This window comes from Sphingopyxis sp. (genome assembly GCF_035998905.1).
In the GTDB taxonomy this organism is placed as follows: Bacteria; Pseudomonadota; Alphaproteobacteria; order Sphingomonadales; family Sphingomonadaceae; genus Sphingopyxis.
This window is the reverse complement of record NZ_DASYHG010000016.1, coordinates 16,527-32,411: the sequence shown is the minus strand read 5'-3', so window position 1 is coordinate 32,411 and position 15,885 is coordinate 16,527. Positions and strand designations below refer to the sequence as shown.

The window sequence follows — 15,885 nt, the reverse complement described above, 5'->3', positions numbered from 1 at the left end:
CTATTCGAAGGGCGGGTAGCGCTCGAACGACGGCAGATCGCCGAGCTTCTCCATCCAGCCGATACGGTCGGCGGTCTGGATCTGCACCTGCACGGGGATCAGGTCGGGATCGTCGAGCGTTGCGGTCTGCACGTCGATCTGGCCCGGGAAAATTGCCTCGTTCGTATAGAAGAGCCCGGTGCCGCAATCGCCGCAGAAATGGCGCCGGCCATGTTCGGACGAAGCGTAAATCTTGGCCGTGCCGCTGATCTCGATCGCGTCATTGCCGACCAGTCCCCATCCGACCATCGGCGCGCCGGCATGACGGCGGCAATCGGTGCAGTGGCACAGCGCATGATGCTCGACCGCGGTGGACATCGAATAGCGGATCGCGCCGCAATGGCATTGGCCGCTGGCACGGGGGGCTTGCTCGGTCATGACTCTCTCCTCGAGGAATTGAAGTGAGAACATATCAGAAACATGTCGCTCTGCCAAAAGTTTTGGCAAGGTGATTTTCCGCTGAGTTAACGCTGAATTATCCATGATCTGCCAAAGGCCGGATATGACAAGAAAAGAGCTTCTCGGCCTGACGGTGCAGCGACCGGTGGTGTTGGCGGTCATGGCGTTCGCGCTTGCAGCGCTGATCGCGTCCGACGTCAGCTTGACGTTCCTTTTCCTGCACCGGCAGGACCGCTGGCTGCTGCTCGCCGGCGCGCTGCTGCTCGCACTCTGTCTCTGGCGCCTTCCGGCCCGCGAGCGGCCCTTCGCCGGCGGCTGGCGATGGCCCGTCGCGATCGGGGCCGCGATGGCGATCGGCACCTTTGCGGGCCATTATGCGATCCTGTCGGGGCACGACATGAGCCGCGACGAGCAGATGGCGACGTTCGATGCGGCGATATTCGCCCGCGGCCAGCTCGTTGCGCCGCTGGACGCGATGTGGCGCGACCATGCTGCGGCGCTCAACACGATGTTCATGTATCCGGCCAGCGAGAGCGCGGCGTGGGTCTCGACCTACCTGCCGTTCAATGCGGCGTTTCGCGCCCTTTTCGGGTTGCTCGGCGATCCGGCGCTGACCGGCCCGGCGATGACGTTGCTCGGTGCGGTGGCGCTGTGGGGATGCGTGCGCCGTATCTGGCCGGACAATCGCGAGGCGCCGGTCGTCGCGCTGCTGCTTTACCTCGGATCGGGGCAGATCTGGCTCAACGGCATGACGGCCTATGCGATGCCCGCGCATCTCGCGCTGAATCTGTGCTGGCTCTGGCTGTTCCTGCGCCGCACGCCATGGGCCGACATCGCCGCGCTGATGATCGGCTTTGTCGCGGTCGGGCTGCACCAGCCGATCCTGCACCCGATGTTCGCCGCCCCGATCCTGTTCCTTCTCATACTCGAACGCGACTGGCGCCGCGCCGCCCTCTATTTTGCGGGATATGCCGCAATCGGGGCTTTCTGGATATGCTGGCCCGGCTGGATGTGGTCGCTGGTCGAGGCCGGGGCAGGGGTTCCGCAGGCCGCAGGCGTCGATTTCTTCAGCCGCATCGCGCTGGCGATGAAAGGAAGCACGGGCGGGCTGGCTCTGATGGTGGTGAACCTGATCCGCTTCGCCGCGTGGCAGCACCTCTTATTGTTGCCGCTGCTTGTCGTCGGGCTGGGTATCGCGCGGCGTGACCGGATGGCCGGCGCGCTGGCGGGGGGCATCCTGCTTACCCTGGCGGTGGTCACGGTGATCCTGCCCTATCAGGGACATGGCTTTGGATACCGCTATCTCCACGGCCTGATCGGGAATTGCATTCTGCTCGCGGTCTATGGCTGGGTGTCGCTCGGCGACCGATCCGGGCCATGGCGCGCGCTGATGATGCGCTCGACGATGGCGGGCCTTGTCATCCTTCTGCCCATTCAGGCGTGGATGGCGCACAGCTTCTACGCGCCGCCGGCGCATGTGTCGAAGCGGCTTTCGGCAATCGACGCCGACTATGTCGTGGTCGGGGCAGGCGACGCGCCCTTTGCCGCCGACCTTGTGATCAATCCGCCCTATCTCGATGGGCGCCCGATCCGGTTGCTCCGCGAGGTCATGAACCCGGCGCTGGTGCGCGCCATTTGTGCGTCCCGGCCGCGGGTCGCGCTGACCGGACCCGGCGAGCTGGCGCCAATCCTTGCCTATTACCATATGGCTCCGCCGCGCGCCGACGCCGCCAGTGGGGCGCTTGCCGGCGATCTGCGCGCCGCCGGTTGCCGCATCGTCCCGATCGAGTGAAGGCGCGCCACAAAGGCGGTTTTTATCGAATGTTAACCACAAGTTCCTAAGCCCGGCAGGACATGGCTTTGTGGGGAGTTTTCGATGTATCAGCAGCGGGCCGAGGCACTGGCGCTCGATCAGGCGCAGGTGCTGGGTGTGACGATCGTCATGCCTTGCCTCAACGAAACGATCAGCCTGCCGCATTGCATCGCCAACGCGCAGGACGCGCTGCGGATGATCGAGGACCGGTTCGGGCTGGCGGGCGAAATCGTCATCGCCGACAATGGGTCGACCGACGGTAGCCAGGCGCTTGCCGAATCGCTCGGTGCGCGGGTCGTGCCCGTCACGCGGCGCGGCTATGGCGCGGCGCTCATCGGCGGCTGTCAGGCCGCCTATGGCGACTATATCCTGATGGGCGACTGCGACGGCAGCTATAATTTCACCGAAGGCGTCGCGATGATCGGCAAGCTGATCGAGGGGTATGACCTGTGCATGGGGTCGCGCTTCGACGGCGGGATCGCCCCCGGTGCGATGCCGTGGAAGAACCGCCACATCGGGAACCCGGCGCTGACGGGTATCCTCAACCTCTTCTTTCGCTCGGGTATCAACGATGCCCATTGCGGATTGCGCGCGATCAGCCGCGACGCGTTCGCGCAGCTGGGGCTTTCGGGCGAAGGCATGGAATTCGCGAGTGAAATGGTCATCAAGGCCTCGCTCAAGAAAATGCGCGTCGTTCAGGTTCCGGCGACCTTGTCGGTCGACCTGCGCGATCGCGCGCCGCACCTGCGCCCCTGGCGCGACGGCTGGCGGCATCTTCGCTATCTGCTGATGCTCAGCCCGACCTGGGTGTTCGGCGTGCCGGCGATGCTCGCGATGGGGATCGCCATGGCGCTGCTGTTCAGCGCCGGCTTGCACGCGCTCGGTATCCTTCCCGGCACCGGGCGTTTCGGGACCAGCTGGACAATCGTCGCCGGTTTCCTCTTCACGCTGGGGCATCTGTCGCTCATCATGGCGCTCGCGACGCACTTGTTCGGTGTCCGTCAGGGATATCGGCGGCTGCGGCCCGCGATCGATCGCTTGTCGAACATATTGACGCTGGAGGTTGCGCTGGTCCTCGGTTCGTTGCTGATGGCAATTGCCGCGGCCGCTTTCGTCGGCATCGGCATCCATTGGTCGGCCATCAACTATGCCGCGCTCGAAAATACCCTGCCGCTCGTCCTCGCTGCGGTGACTGGCGTGGTGGGCGCGCAGACCGTGCTGGGCGGCTTCCTGCTCGCGATCATCGGCGGCCATGATGCGCGTTTCACGCCCGCCTTTCCCGGAGATCGCTTGCCGGCGAACGATGCTGCGAAGAGGGCGTGATGGCTGAACCGTGGCTGACGGTCGCATTACCCGTTCATAACGGCGAAGCCACGCTTGCCGCGACGCTCGAAAGCGCGGCGTCGGAGTGCCCGGACGGGGTCGAGTTCATCCTGCTCGATAGCAGCGCGGGCGACGGCTGCCGGCAGATCGTGGAGGCCTTCTCCTCGCGCATGAACATCGCGTACCGCCACACCCCCGACATCCTGCCCTGGACCGCCAAGACAAACGAAGCGATGCGGATGGCACGCGGCGATCATGTCGCAATGCTGCATCAGGACGATTTGTGGATCAAAGGCCATTTGCGGAGCGTCCGCGCGGCGATCGAAGCGTTCCCCGATGCGGTTATGCAGATCGGATCGAGCCGCCTGATCGACCTGCGCGGCCGGATCGTCGGCGACTGGAATTGCGGACTTGCCGACGGGGCGATCGAAGGAAAGGCGGCCGCAAGGCACCTGATCGTCCAGAACGGCATCGCCATCCCGAGCCCGGTCATCCGGCGCGACGCCTGGAACCGGGTGGGCGGACTGGACCCCGCGCTCTGGTATACGGCCGACTGGGACCTCTATCTGAAACTGGCGTTGCTCGGCGATATCGCGGTGCGGCCGGAAAAGACGACGGCCTTTCGTATCCACGGCGGGTCGCTGACGATGACGGGCCGCATGGAAAAGGGCGCGTTCAAGGAGCAGATGGACATCGTCCTGTCGCGCTATTCCCACGCGGTCGGGGCGAGCGAACGGGCGAGGGCAGAAGCCTCCATCGCCGTGAATGTATCGCTCGCAGAGGCCTCGACCGGAAAAATTTCGGCGCTGTCCGGCGCGATCATGGCGATGGCGCGGCTCGGGCCGGTCGAGGCCGTTCGTTATGCGCGCGAAGCCCGGCTCGTCGAACGCATCTGGCCGCGGCTGCGATTGAAGCTGGCGCGCGGGCTATGACCGCTGAGTCCTCACGCGACGTGACAGAGCCATTCCGTTATCTCATGGTCGGCGGGTTTTGCGCCGTGCTCAACAGCGTCATCCTGATTGGCGGCGATGCGCTGGGCATTCATTACATTGTGTCGAACATCGCGGCATTCGCCATTGTGAGTACGCTGGCGTTCATTCTTCATGCGCGCCGGACCTTTGCGGTGGCGATGAACTGGTCGCGCTACGGACGGTTCATGGCGGGCCTGATCAGCGCGTTCGTGATTTCGACGGCGCTCTATGCGCTCATTTATGATGCGCTGAATGTCCCTATGATGATTGCGTCGCCACTCATCACCGGCCTTGTCATGGCTTATAATTATCTCGCGGCGCGCTTTGCCATGGTGGGGAAAGGGCCGCTCAGCCGCGTTGGGCGATGATTCGGATCGCAGACGCCTCACCGGTGAGTTTTTCTCCCAGCCATTGCACGGGATGCAGCGCCGCGCCGGCGAGCAGAAAGAACAGGTTGTTTTGCGCGCCGAACATGTTGGCAAACGATCGGCCCATGGTCGGGACGCACGCACCCTGTTCCGTCAGGATCGTCAATCCGGCACGCGTCATCATTTTACGTAGGGCGCGCCGACTGAAATGGGTGCGATGGTAGGGCAGATACCATGCGTCCCAGTGCCGGCCTAATATGCGCGCCCATACACACTGGATGTTGGGTACCTCGATCACCACCGTGCCGCCCCTAGGAACCATGGAGACGATCTGTTCGAGCAACGCAGCGCTATCGTCGTCATGTTCCAGGACATGCATGGCGATGACGGCTTCGAATGCGCCTGAATGGTCCTCCCGATTGGCCGCCGGCAGATAATTGCGCCCTCGCAGTTCCTCTGGCGGATGGTCGTGAAAATCGGATCCGGTGACGCGCTCGGCGCCGATGAGGTCGCCAAGGCAGCGAGTGAACTGGCCGCTGCCGCAGCCGAAATCGAGGACAGATGCAGGTTGCTTACCGAGTTGACGGATCAACGCCGCCGCTTGCCTCCGGAAGAACCAATTCTTGATCGCATATGCCAACCCTCTTGTATCGGGCTGGAAATCCTGGCTCTCGCGGTCGGCATAGAGGAAGCCGACGTCACGCAGTGGCGGCAGGCTGATCCCGAAGCCGCAGCGGCGGCATTGCGCGACGCTCACCTCGCCCACAAGGCCGCTTTTATCGTCGAACGACCCGAGCGAGACAAATTCGCACGTCGATCCGTCGTTCGCTGCGCAGGGTCTACGATCGGCATATGTCATTGTGGGTTCCAGCAACGCGGTTTGCTCAATTGTGCCCCGAGATGGTTAATTACAGGCTAACCAAGCGAGCAATGGAGCGGCGAGCGCGAGCAAGCGCGATGGTCTAGTCGCCGAGATCGACTTGATGCTGCTCGGCCCACGCCCGGTACTGGCCGCGCGGGTCGGGCGACGGCTGGGCGAGGATCGCGGGCATGTCGGCGCGCAGCGCGCCGAGGTCGAGCGAGCGGATCATCGCCTTGACCGGCCCGACGCCGGCGGGGGTGATCGACAGCCGTTCGATCCCGACGCCGAGCAGCGCCATGGCCTCCAGCGGGCGTCCGCCCATCTCGCCGCAGACGCCGAGGGCGATCTTCGATCCCGAGACGATCCGCACGACGCGCGCGAGGTAGCGCATGACGGTCGGCGACAGCCAGTCATAACGTTCGGCAAGGCGCGGGTGCGCGCGGTCGGCGGCGAAGAGGAACTGGGTCAGGTCGTTGGTGCCGATCGACAGGAAGTCGAGGTGCGGCAGCATCAGGTCGAGCGTTTCGACGAGCCCCGGTACCTCGAGCATCGCGCCGTAACGGATCGCGACCGGCAGCTTCTTGTTGTGGCTTGCAAGCCACGCGCGCTGCGCGACGAACAGGCTCCGCGCCGCTTCATATTCCCACGGTTCGGACACCATCGGGAACATGACGTTGAGCGTCCGCCCCCCAGCCGCCTCCATCAGCGCGCGCGCCTGGACCTTCAGCAGCCCTTCGCGTTCGAGCGCAAGGCGCAGCGCGCGCCAGCCCATTGCCGGATTTTCTTCCTGCAAGGTGTCGCGGACATTCATATAGGGCAGCGCCTTGTCACCGCCGATGTCGACGGTGCGGAAAATCACCGGCCGGTCGCCCGCGGCGTCGAGCACGTCGCGATAAAGCCGCTGCTGGCGATCGCGCGACGGCAAGGTCGCCGATACGAGGAACTGGAATTCGGTGCGGAACAGCCCGATGCCGCGCGCGCCCGTCAAGTCGAGCGCGGCGACATCTTCGCGCAGCCCCGCGTTGATCATCAGCTCGATCGGCACGCCGTCCTTGGTGACCGCAGGCAGATCGCGCAGCGACGCGAGATTGGCCCGGCGCTTTTGCGAAATCTCCAGCTTGGCGTCGAACGCATCCTGTACCGCCTGCGTCGGGCGGACGTGCAACTGGCCCGCCGTCGCGTCGAGCAGAAGCAGGTCGCCTTCGCGGATCGACGCGCGCACATCGCTGACGCGGCCGATCACCGGCACCCCCATGGCGCGCGCGACGATGATGACGTGCGCGGTGAGCGACCCTTCCTCGAGCACGACGCCTTTCAGGCGGCGGCGGTCATATTCGAGCAGTTCGGCAGGGCCGAGGTTGCGCGCGATCAGGATCGAATCCTGCCGAAGCCCCATTTGCGCCGCGGTGCCCATCTGCCCCGACACGATGCGGATCAGCCGGTTCGACAGATCCTCGAGATCGTGCATGCGGTCGCGCAGCAGCGGGTCGTCGATCTGGCGCATCCGCATCCGCGTGCGCTGCTGGACGCGTTCGATCGCCGCCTCGGCGGTCAGGCCGCTGTCGATCGCCTCGTTGATCCGCCGCGACCATCCTTCGTCATAGGCGAACATCTTGTAGGTCTCGATGACCTCCTCATGCTCGCCGCCGACGCCGAAGTCGGCGCTGCTCGCCATGCGGTCGATCTGTTCGCGCATCTTGTCGAAGGCCGCGTACACCCGATGGCGCTCGGCCTCGGTATCGTCGGCGACGGTATGTTCGATCGTGATGCGCGGCTGGTGGAATACCGCGACCCCGGCGCCCATGCCGTCGACCAGCTTCTGGCCGTTCAGCCGCTGCGCCGACTGATCGGCCGCGGCGGCATCGGTGCGCGCCGCGGTGTCGACGAGGTCGGCATTGGCGATCAGTTCCGACAGCACCATCGCGACGGTCTGCAGCGTTTCGATTTCGATATCGTCATAGCGGCGCGGGTCGCTGTGCTGGACGCACAGCACGCCGACCGCGCGTTCGCGCCGGATGATCGGGACTCCGGCAAAGCTGTGGAACAATTCTTCGCCCGTTTCGGGGCGATAGGAAAAGTCGGGGTGCGCCGCGGCTTCGTCGAGGTTCAGCGTCTCGATCTGGTCGGCGATCATGCCGACCAGCCCCTCGCCGAGGCCGAGGCGCGTGACGTGCACCGCCTCCTGCTTCAGCCCGCGGGTCGCGTAGAGTTCGAGCGCGCCGTCGCGCAGCAGGTAGATCGAACAGACCTCGCTATCGAGGCATTCGCCGATGATGCCGACGACCTGGTTCAGCTTGCCCTGTGCGTTGGAACGCGATGCCATGACCTCGTGCAGCCGGGTCAGGATGGTGCGCGCCGACTGGGCGGCCGAAGAGGGCGGTGGCGGGGCGTTGGTCATCGCAATCCTGCTAACAGAAGGATGCGGCGAGCGCCAATACCCCGCGAACGATTGTCTATTCTATTCTTGTGCCGCCCCGGACAAGCGTCAGTGGTTCCCCGCCGGGTTGGTCGCAACCGTCGATGCAGCGGTCGCACCGACCGGCGAAGCCGGTGCCGGCGTGCCGAAGGCGGGTACGGGCGCCGGACGCGGCGCATATTTGGCATCCCATGCGACGACGTCGGCCTGATATTTGGCATAGGCTTCATAGAAATCGTGGAACGGCTGGTCGAGCCGCGCGAGATGTCCGGGGGCCTGTTCGACGAGCTGTGCCGACGGCGTCGACGACACGACCTGCGCGATTTCATTGGCGCGCGAGCAGAAGGCGCGCTGCGCCGGCGGCTGGGCGAAATAGTTGAACAGCTGCGTCGACAGGCGATCGCGCGGCGCGATGCCGTTGTTCCTGTTTTCCTTGCCGAGCTGGGTGATCACCGATTTTTCGGTCGACTTGATCACCTTGCCATGCGCCTTGATGATATTGTTATAAGCCGAAACGAGCGTCGTTTCTTCCAGCCCGCGGCAGCCGATCGCTGCGACGTTGAGCCCGATCTTGAGCTGCCAGAAGGCGCGGTCGCCGGTGACATTGCTGTTCGCGGTGACGAAGTGGCCGTCGATCGCGCGTCCGGGCAGGATTTGCGTCAGCGACGCGTTCCCCGGCGGCAGCGGTCGCGGCGGGATGACGACCGCGACGGGCGGCGGCGGCGGCGGGGGAGGCGGCGGGGGCGGTTTGGGCGCACAGGCGGCGACGCTCGCCAGCAGGCCGGCTACGATGATCTTCCGCGACAAATTCATATTCCACTCCCCAACCGCATGACTATGCGGCATCAACCCCGAGCCTGCAACGCGGCTTCGGCCTGTTGCACCAGAGATGCGACGATTGCCGCCGCGCTCTCCTCTTCGGATACCATACCGACAGATTGCCCTGCCATTAACGAACCATTTTCGACATCGCCGTCGATGACCGCGCGGCGCAGCGCGCCCGCCCAATAATGCTCGATTTCGAGCTGGGCTTCCATCATGTCGACCTCGCCCTGATCGAGCTTGTTCGCGACTTCGCGCTGCTTGGCGGTAAAGGCTTCGGTGCCGGCGTTCTTGAGCGCGCGGACCGGGATGACCGGCAGACGCGGGTCGATCTGGACGCTCGCGACCGCTTCGCGCGCCGAGGCGCGCATGAAAGCCTTTTTGAAATTGGGATGTGCGATGCTCTCGGTCGCGCAGACGAAGCGCGTGCCGAGCTGGACCCCCGACGCGCCCATCTCCAGATAGGCGGCGATGGCTTCGCCGCGGCCGATCCCACCGGCGACGAACACCGGAACTTCGTCGGCGAGCGACGGCAGGATTTCCTGCGCCAGCACACTCGTCGATACGGGTCCGATATGGCCCCCGGCCTCCATGCCCTCGATGACGAGTGCATCGACCCCCGACCGCACGAGCTTCTTCGCGAGCGCGAGGGTCGGGGCGAAACAGATGACCTTGGCGCCCGACGCCTTGATCGCCTCGAGGCTTCCCTTCGGCGGCAGGCCGCCCGCGAGCACGACATGGCCGACACGATGTTTCGCGCACACGTCGATCAGCTCGAACAATTGCGGGTGCATGGTGATCAGGTTGACGCCGAAATTGCGCGTTGCGAGCGCCTTTGTGGCAGCTATCTCGGCATCGAGAAGTTCCGGCGTCATCGCCCCGCACGCGATCACGCCGAACCCGCCGGCATTGCTGATCGCGCTGACCAGATGGCGTTCGGAGACCCAGCTCATCGCACCGCAGAGGATGGCGTAGTCGCTGCCGAGAAGCTCGGTCCCGCGGGCCATCAGATCGTTAATTTTGCTCATTGAGGCTGCCTTTGCCAGCACTGGGACTCGCGCGCAATCCCTAGCGTCGTTGCGACCGGCGGCCCGTCGCATGCCTGAATCCGTTTGGCGCGGTCCGTTGGGCGCGACAACCGAACCTTTCGGCGCAGAAAGCAAAACAATCATTGTCTACTAATTTACTTGGAATATGCTCGGGCGACGAATCCACGAGGGAAAGGAAAGACCATGAGCGCTATCAAGGACGTCGCCAAAGGCGGCTCCGAAGAGGTGCCCCGCGCCATCCAGACGGTGCTCGAGGCACTCGACAAGCTGAAGTTCGGTGCGATCCAGCTGACCGTGCACGAGGGGCGTCTTGTGCAAGTCGATGTGACCGAGCGGCACCGCTACCCCAACTGAACGCAACAGCTCCCAGCGAGGGGTAACCCCTCATCCTGCCGCAGACCGGACCGCCGGATGTGGCAATTTTCGCATGTCTTCAACGCAACAGGAAAATTGTCATGACCGCAAAATATCCGTCCGTCCGTCGCCGCGTGCCGGCGTCGGCACTCACACTCTCGCTTCTTCTCGCGTTCGGCGCGACCCCTGCGCTTGCTGCGGAAACCGGGGCCGATGAGGCCGCTGTCGCTGCAGCTGGAACGGTCGACGCGGTCGATCAGGCCGACGATAACACCAGTCGCGGCGACATCATCATCGTCACAGCCCGCCGCCGGCAGGAGACCGCGCAGGAGGTGCCGGTCGCGATTTCGGTGATCCGCGGCGATTCGATCGAAGCCACCGGCAATTTCAACGTCGTGAAGCTCCAGCAACTGGCGCCGACGTTGCAGGTCTACACGACCAATCCGCGCAACACGTCGGTCAACATCCGCGGTCTCGGCGTGCCTTACGGGCTGACCAGCGACGGCTTCGAGCAGGGCGTCGGCATCTATGTCGACGACGTCTATAATTCGCGCGTCGCCGCGGCGACCTTCGACTTCCTCGATGTCGACCAGGTCGAGGTTCTCCGCGGGCCGCAGGGTACGCTGTATGGCAAGAACACCACTGCCGGCGCGATCAACATCACGACCAACCAGCCGACTTTCGATTTCGAGGGGCGGGCTGAGGTGAGCGTCGGCAACCTCAATTACCGGCAGGCGAAGGCGGCTGTTTCCGGCCCGCTGTCGGATACCATTGCCGCGCGTCTCGCGATCGCCGCGACCAGCCGGCGCGGCACGATCTTCAACGTCACGAGCGACCGCTGGATCAACGAGCAGGATAATCTGGGACTTCGCGGCCAATTGCTGTTCAAGCCGAACGAGGATCTCAGCATCACGCTGTCGGGCGACTATAGCAAGCAGGACCCCGAAGGTTATGGCACGTCGTTCGTCCGCGTCGGCCGCACGCAGCGCGCGCTCGACCGCCAGTATGACGCGCTGATCGCGCGGCTGAACGCCGCCAATCCCGGGCAGAATTTTTCGGTGCCCAGCCGCAACGTCTATGACCGCCTGACCGACATCGACGCCAGCCTTAATGCGGGCAACAAGATCGGCGGCGCGTCGGTGAAGGTGAAGTGGGACGTCGGTCCCGGTACCTTCACCTCGATCTCCGCGTGGCGCTTCTGGGACTGGAAACCCGAAAACGACCGCGATTTCACGGGCGCGTCGATCGTTTCGAAGTCGCAGAACCCGTCGCAGCAGGACCAGTATAGCCAGGAATTCCGCTATAATTATTCGGGGGACAAACTCGATTTTGTCGTCGGCCTGTTCGGTTTCAAGCAGCGGATCGACACGCAGGGCACCGAGCAGCAGGGTCCAAACGCGAGCCTGTGGAGCCTGACCGCGGCGCAGGGCAGGGACAATCCCGCCATCCTCAACGGCCTGACGGCGACCAACACCCAGTTCCTCAAGAGCACGAGCGCGGCACTCTATGGCCAGCTCAGCTATAAATTGACGCCCGAACTGACCATCCAGCCGGGTATCCGCGTCAATTATGACAAGAAGTCGGGTTTCTATCAGCGCGTCGTGACCAATGGCGCGGGGCAGGTCATCAGCTGTACCCCGCCGCTGGCGGCGAACAGCGCGCTTGCGGCGCAGTGCGGCGTCTATCAGCCGCAGAGCACGTCGCCGTCGGTCAGCGACTGGAACTTCAGCTACGACCTCAATGTAAATTACAAGGTCACGCCCGATATCCTCGCCTATGCGACCTATGCGAAAACCTTCAAGACGGTCGGCATCAACCAGAACGGCCTGCCGCTGAACAGCGCCACCAACCTGCCCGAGCTGTCGGCGAGCACGGTGAAGCCGGAATCGGTCAATCATTTCGAGATCGGCCTCAAGACCTCCTTCTTCAACCGCCTTGCGACGTTCAACCTCTCGGCCTTCCGCACCGAGATCAAGAATTTCCAGGCGACGGTGAATGGCGGGCAATTCGGTACCGTCCGCGGCTATCTCGCCAATGCGGAGAAGGTCGTTTCGCAGGGGATCGAGGCGGACTTCAAGATCCGCGCCAGCGACCGCTTCACCGCCTATGCGAACGGGGCGTATACCGACGCCAAATATAAGAAGTTCGTCAACGCACCGTGCCCGCCCGAACTGTCCGGCGGCACGCTCCAGCCGGCCGGCGCCGCGCCCGACTATTCGCAGCCGGGCGTACCCGGCGCGCTCAGCCCGCGGCAGTGCGACATTTCGGGTTTCGACCTGCCCGGCGTATCGAAATGGGCCTTCTCCTATGGCGCCGAGGCCAACGCCCCGGTCTCGCTGCTGTCGAAGGATGGGCAGATCTATGTGGGCGTCGACGGCAGTTATCGCTCGCACTGGAACTCCAACGCGTCGCCGTCGATCTACACCGATGTGAAGGGTTATGCGCTGACCAACTTCCGCGTCGGCTTCCGTGCCGACGGTCTCGATATCTTCGGTTGGGTCCGCAACGCTTTCGACGTGAATTACATCGAAACGCTTCAGGTCGCGCCGGGCAATGTCGGGCTGATCGCCGGCCAGCCGGGCGACCCGCAAACCTGGGGCGGAACGGTCAAGTTCAGCTTCTGATCCGCCATACTCCGGACAAAAGAAAAGGGCCGCCCCGCGGGGCGGCCCTTTCTCATGCAGGCTGACGGCGTCAGCGCTGCTGCGGGTTCTGGCGACCCTGATCGGGACGCTGGTCGCTGCCGGGCTGGCGGTTCTGGCCGCCCTGCTGCTGTTGCTGGCGGCGCTGCTCTTCGTCGCGATCCGCCTGCGGTTTCTTCTCATTCTGCTGGTTGGGGGTGTTAGCCACTTTCCGTCTCCTTTGCCGCAGCATGCCATCATGACGCGGCATGGGACCAACCCCGATGGGCCCGCGATGTTGCCCGCGCATCGCCGGGCCGTGGCCGGGGCGGGACGGGCGCCCGCTGACCCGGCAACCGACCCGCCGTTGATCGGTTCATTCGATGACTGAATTCAGCTTATTCGGTTATGTCGATGGGGAAGCGCGGCATATCCTTCCCCGGTCAGAACGAAAGGATGGCGCCATCGACTCGACGCCCGCCCATACCGGCCGTCCGCCAGCGACCCCGCGTCGCCCGCACGTCATGCGCCCGTCATTCCGCGGCGTCACGATCCGATACCCAACAACAATCGAACGAGGAGAGACTGCATGAACGACCCCACCCCCATCGGCAGCGGCTGCCCGATCCACCAGCCGGGCGGCGTCCGCGGCCTGCTCGGCCGCACCAACAAGGATTGGTGGCCGGACATGCTGGCGACCGAGATCCTCAACCCGAACGGTTCGTCGAACCCGCTGGGCGACGACTTCGATTATGCCAAGGCGTTCAAGTCGATCGACTATCAGGCGCTGAAGGGTGACCTGACCGCGCTGATGACCGACAGCCAGCCGTGGTGGCCGGCCGACTATGGCCATTACGGTCCCTTCTTCATCCGCATGGCATGGCACGCCGCAGGCACCTATCGCACCGCCGACGGGCGCGGCGGCGCCAACAGCGGGCAGCAGCGTTTCGCGCCGCTCGACAGCTGGCCCGACAATGGCAATCTCGACAAGGCGCGGCGCCTGCTTTGGCCGATCAAGCAGAAATATGGCAACAAGATCAGCTGGGCCGACCTCTTCATCCTCGCGGGTAACGTCGCGATCGAGAGCATGGGCGGCCCTGTGTTCGGCTTCGGTGGCGGGCGCGCCGACGTGTTCGAGCCCGAACGCGATATTTATTGGGGCTCGGAAGAGAAATGGGTCAACCAGGGCGTCCAGACGCGCATCGACCCGGGCAAGGGTTTCGACAATATCGAGGGTCCGCTCGCGGCGATCCAGATGGGCCTGATTTACGTCAATCCCGAAGGCCCGCAGGGCAATTCGCATGATGACGAGGGCATGGCGCGCGACATGAAGGAAACCTTCGCTCGCATGGCGATGAACGACGAGGAAACCGTCGCGCTCACCGCCGGCGGCCACACCTTCGGCAAGGCGCACGGCAATGGCGATGCGTCGCTGCTCGGCGCCGCGCCGGCGGGCGGCGACCTTGCCGCGCAAGGCTTCGGCTGGGTCAGCGGGCACGAGAGCGGCGGTATCGGTGAGCATACCGTCACCAGCGGGCTCGAAGGCGCTTGGACGAATACGCCGGACAAATGGACCGACAATTTCTTCCGCCTGCTGTTCGACTATGATTATGAGCTGGTGAAGTCGCCCGCGGGTGCGAACCAGTGGCAGCCGATCGGCCAGAAGGAAGAGGATATGGCCCCCGCGGCCTGGGATCCGAACCTGAAGGTGCCGACGATGATGACCACCGCCGACATGGCGCTGAAGCGCGACCCGGCGTACCGCAAGATCAGCGAGAAGTTCCGCAACGACCATGAGGCGTTCCGCGACGCCTTCGCGCGCGCCTGGTTCAAGCTGACGCACCGCGATATGGGGCCCAAGGTGCGCTACCTCGGCCCCGAAGTCCCCGCCGAAGACCTGATCTGGCAGGATCCGATCCCCGCAGGTTCGACGCCGTCGGACGCCGATGTCGCTGCCGTGAAGGCGAAGATCGCCGACAGCGGTTTGACCGTCAGCCAGCTGATCAAGGCCGCATGGGCGTCGGCGAGCACCTATCGCAAGTCGGACTTCCGCGGCGGTGCCAACGGCGCACGCGTCGCACTCGCGCCGCAGAAGGATTGGGAGGTTAACGAGCCTGCTGTCCTGGCCAAGGTGATCGACACGCTGAACGGCCTTCGCGGCTCGATGTCGCTGGCCGATGCGATCGTGCTCGGCGGCGTGGTCGGGCTGGAGAAGGCGGGCGCCACCAATGTGCCGTTCACCGGCGGCCGCGGCGATGCGACCGCCGAGCAGACCGACGCCGACAGTTTCGCGGTGATGGAGCCCGAGGCCGACGCCTTCCGCAACTATGTCGGCAAGAAAAAGCTGGCGGTGAAGATCGAGGAAATGATGCTCGACCGCGCCTCGCTGCTCGGCTTGTCGGTGCCTGAAATGACGGTGCTGGTCGGCGGGCTGCGGGTCCTCGGCGCCAATCATGGCGACCGCGGGCACGGCCATTTCACCAAGCGGTCGGGCCAACTGACGAACGATTATTTCGTCAACCTGCTCGACATGACCAATGTGTGGAAGGCCGTCGAAGGCTCGGACGACCAGGAATATGTCGCGACCGACCGCACCAGCGGTGGCGAGACCTGGCGCGCGACGCGCGCCGACCTGATCTTCGGTTCGAATGCGGAACTCCGCGCCGTCGCCGAAGTCTATGCGCAGTCCGACAATGGCGAAAAGTTCGCGAAGGACTTCGTCAAGGCGTGGACCAAGGTGATGAACGCCGACCGTTTCGACCTCGCCTGATCTTCTGGCGCCGCTGTTCCCGCATCATGCCGCGGAGACAGCGGCGGCCGCACAAGACGACGGGTCGCGACCCGCCCC

The 15,885-nt window shown here is 64.5% G+C and carries 13 protein-coding genes; 7 read left to right on the top strand and 6 right to left on the bottom strand.

The window, feature by feature from the left end; genetic code table 11:
- Complete coding sequence (locus VGN62_RS07515) at positions 1–417, bottom strand: GFA family protein (RefSeq protein ID WP_327452371.1); 417 nt, start codon at positions 415–417, stop codon at positions 1–3.
- Positions 418–541: 124 nt separating this feature from the next.
- On the opposite strand from VGN62_RS07515, the gene VGN62_RS07510 reads away from it, so the two are divergent.
- From VGN62_RS07510 to VGN62_RS07495, 4 genes are all read left to right on the top strand, one after another.
- Complete coding sequence (locus VGN62_RS07510; protein ID WP_327452369.1) at positions 542–2,230, top strand: hypothetical protein; 1,689 nt, start codon at positions 542–544, stop codon at positions 2,228–2,230.
- A gap of 84 nt (positions 2,231–2,314) precedes the next feature.
- Positions 2,315–3,574, top strand: coding sequence for a glycosyltransferase family 2 protein (locus VGN62_RS07505; protein WP_327452367.1), 1,260 nt, complete (start codon positions 2,315–2,317; stop codon positions 3,572–3,574).
- Entirely contained in the window at positions 3,574–4,506 is a 933-nt protein-coding gene (locus tag VGN62_RS07500; protein ID WP_327452365.1) for a glycosyltransferase, read from the top strand. The genes VGN62_RS07505 and VGN62_RS07500 overlap by 1 nt, the downstream gene beginning before the upstream one ends.
- Positions 4,503–4,913 carry a GtrA family protein gene (locus tag VGN62_RS07495; RefSeq protein WP_327452363.1) on the top strand — a complete coding sequence of 137 codons (411 nt, stop codon included), beginning with the start codon at positions 4,503–4,505 and terminating at the stop codon, positions 4,911–4,913. The genes VGN62_RS07500 and VGN62_RS07495 overlap by 4 nt, the downstream gene beginning before the upstream one ends.
- Here VGN62_RS07495 and VGN62_RS07490 read toward each other — a convergent pair.
- The 4 genes from VGN62_RS07490 to VGN62_RS07475 all read right to left on the bottom strand — a co-directional run bounded on the left by VGN62_RS07490 (position 4,894) and on the right by VGN62_RS07475 (position 10,041).
- Positions 4,894–5,772 carry a class I SAM-dependent methyltransferase gene (locus tag VGN62_RS07490; protein WP_327452361.1) on the bottom strand — a complete coding sequence of 293 codons (879 nt, stop codon included), beginning with the start codon at positions 5,770–5,772 and terminating at the stop codon, positions 4,894–4,896. The two genes, VGN62_RS07495 and VGN62_RS07490, sit on opposite strands and share 20 nt — an antisense overlap.
- A 103-nt stretch (positions 5,773–5,875) precedes the next feature.
- On the bottom strand, positions 5,876–8,173 hold the full coding sequence (gene ptsP, locus VGN62_RS07485; RefSeq protein ID WP_327452359.1) for a phosphoenolpyruvate--protein phosphotransferase: 2,298 nt from the start codon (positions 8,171–8,173) through the stop codon (positions 5,876–5,878).
- 87 nt (positions 8,174–8,260) lie between these two features.
- Positions 8,261–9,004: a hypothetical protein gene (locus tag VGN62_RS07480; RefSeq protein WP_327452357.1), complete on the bottom strand. Its 744-nt coding sequence runs from the start codon at positions 9,002–9,004 to the stop codon at positions 8,261–8,263.
- A gap of 32 nt (positions 9,005–9,036) precedes the next feature.
- On the bottom strand, positions 9,037–10,041 hold the full coding sequence (locus VGN62_RS07475) for an NAD(P)H-dependent flavin oxidoreductase (protein ID WP_327452355.1): 1,005 nt from the start codon (positions 10,039–10,041) through the stop codon (positions 9,037–9,039).
- A gap of 204 nt (positions 10,042–10,245) precedes the next feature.
- Here VGN62_RS07475 and VGN62_RS07470 point away from each other — a divergent pair, with 204 nt between their 5' ends.
- Entirely contained in the window at positions 10,246–10,416 is a 171-nt protein-coding gene (locus VGN62_RS07470) for a YezD family protein (protein WP_294032720.1), read from the top strand.
- Between the two features lie 101 nt (positions 10,417–10,517).
- The gene (locus tag VGN62_RS07465; RefSeq protein WP_327452350.1) at positions 10,518–13,040 is read left to right on the top strand and encodes a TonB-dependent receptor; all 2,523 of its coding nucleotides are present in this window, start codon (positions 10,518–10,520) and stop codon (positions 13,038–13,040) included.
- A gap of 70 nt (positions 13,041–13,110) precedes the next feature.
- Here the strand turns inward: VGN62_RS07465 and VGN62_RS07460 are convergent, their stop codons facing one another.
- Complete coding sequence (locus VGN62_RS07460; RefSeq protein WP_327452348.1) at positions 13,111–13,266, bottom strand: hypothetical protein; 156 nt, start codon at positions 13,264–13,266, stop codon at positions 13,111–13,113.
- A gap of 360 nt (positions 13,267–13,626) precedes the next feature.
- Here VGN62_RS07460 and katG point away from each other — a divergent pair, with 360 nt between their 5' ends.
- The gene (gene katG, locus VGN62_RS07455) at positions 13,627–15,807 is read left to right on the top strand and encodes a catalase/peroxidase HPI (RefSeq protein ID WP_327452346.1); all 2,181 of its coding nucleotides are present in this window, start codon (positions 13,627–13,629) and stop codon (positions 15,805–15,807) included.
- Positions 15,808–15,885 lie beyond the last annotated feature (78 nt).